At 39.0% G+C, this 1,583-nt stretch carries 1 protein-coding gene; it reads left to right on the top strand.

Features of this window, described 5'->3' with window-relative positions; genetic code table 11:
* The first annotated feature begins 75 nt into the window (after positions 1–75).
* Complete coding sequence (locus tag EF384_RS09485; RefSeq protein WP_123781462.1) at positions 76–1,395, top strand: IS1380 family transposase; 1,320 nt, start codon at positions 76–78, stop codon at positions 1,393–1,395.
* Positions 1,396–1,583: the final 188 nt, after the last annotated feature.

Genomic DNA, 1,583 nt, shown 5'->3' with positions numbered 1-1,583 from the left:
TTAAGTGATGAAAAAAGAACCCCATTCTGATATGGTAAAGGTGTCTAAACCAACCATAAGAAAGGAGTTCTCTTCATGATTAGCTTACACAAAAACCAGGTAAAATTCAATTCAAACATCATCATTTCGCATACAGGTGGTCGCTTATCGAGTGATTCGGGTTTAGTCTTAGTTAAAGAAGTAATGGATACCTTCAAGTTTTCTGATTTGGCAAAATCACTTCTGGACATTAAAGATAACCGTGCTTACTACACGCATGATAATTTAGCGATATTAGAACAGCTCATTATGCAACTGATTGCTGGTTATTCGGCAGACTCGTCAGCTAATCTGTTACGACAGGATCCAGTCTTTCAAATGGTGTTAGGCAGAAAACAATTAGCCTCACAATCGTCAATTTCACGGTTTCTGGATCGTTTCACCACGGAAAATGTGGGTCAATTACAATCATTAAATCAGTCACTCATTGATAAAGCGCGTTTGATTCGCAATGACACCGAGTTAATCATTGATCTCGATTCCACTCATTCAGATACCTTTGGCCATCAAGAACAAACAGATTATAATGCACATTATCAAACCTACGGCTACCACCCATTAGTTGCCTTTGACGGACTGACTGGAGATTTCTTAAAAGCTGAACTGCGTTCAGGTAATCAGTACACATCTAAAGGGGTGAAAGCCTTTATCGACCCATTGTTACACCACTACAATGAATCCATACCGAATACTGACATATTGGTTCGTGGGGACAGCGGCTTCGCAACACCAGAGGTGTATGAGTCTTGTGAAGAAAATGAAAGTCAGTATGTGATCCGATTAAAGAACAATCGGAGGTTAAGTCAATTAGCTGAGCAATCCGTTCTTTACGGGGATAACAAAAAATGGGAAGATCGGGAAGTTCAGTATTTTTCAATGCCTTATCAAGCACAATCATGGTCGAAACCCCGTCGTGTCTGTATTCGATCAATCCGTGAAGCAGGAGAACTCCTCTTTCAACACGCATTCATTGTGACTAATCTATCCGATAATGTCTCACCTGAAGTCATATTCTCTCTTTACGGCAAGCGAGGGACAATGGAGAATTTCATCAAAGAAGCGAAAGGTGGCTTTTATTTCGATAAAACAGATAGTCCACGCTTCTTAGAAAATCATGTCAGAATGATGATTAGTCTGCTTGCATACAACCTCATTAACTGTCTAAAGACTATCGGCTTTGATAAAAAGAACCAAGGGATGACTATTCATTCCATCCGACTAATATTCCTTAAAGTCGCTGGCAAACTTGTGCAAACAGGCAGACGAGCCTATCTAAAATTGTCGAGTTATCATGTGTATCAAACTGAATTCTATAGGGTCTTCGAGCGCCTACGGCGATCCAGTCAATGGATTTAAATCACTCATCACGTTAATTTTTTGAATCAATCGTCTACAAGGGAGAAGTATGCCTTCAAACAAACAAGAGAATCGTAAGAAGGTTCATTTAGTTAAAATCTACTTCGAGAACGCACTATTTTGTAGAAAAATTCCCAATTTTTCCAAGAACGATTAATTTATTCAAGAAACCAGCTTAAATTATAGAG

Source organism: Aerococcus agrisoli, from assembly GCF_003797145.1.
Classification (GTDB): Bacteria; Bacillota; Bacilli; order Lactobacillales; family Aerococcaceae; genus Aerococcus; species Aerococcus agrisoli.
Note: the sequence above shows the minus strand (reverse complement) of the source record. Positions and strands in the feature narration are given on the sequence as shown.

Bases quoted from the DNA above. Each gene is read 5' to 3' on its own strand.
- EF384_RS09485 (WP_123781462.1), top strand. From the start codon at position 76: ATGATTAGCTTACACAAAAACCAGGTAAAATTCAATTCAAACATCATC.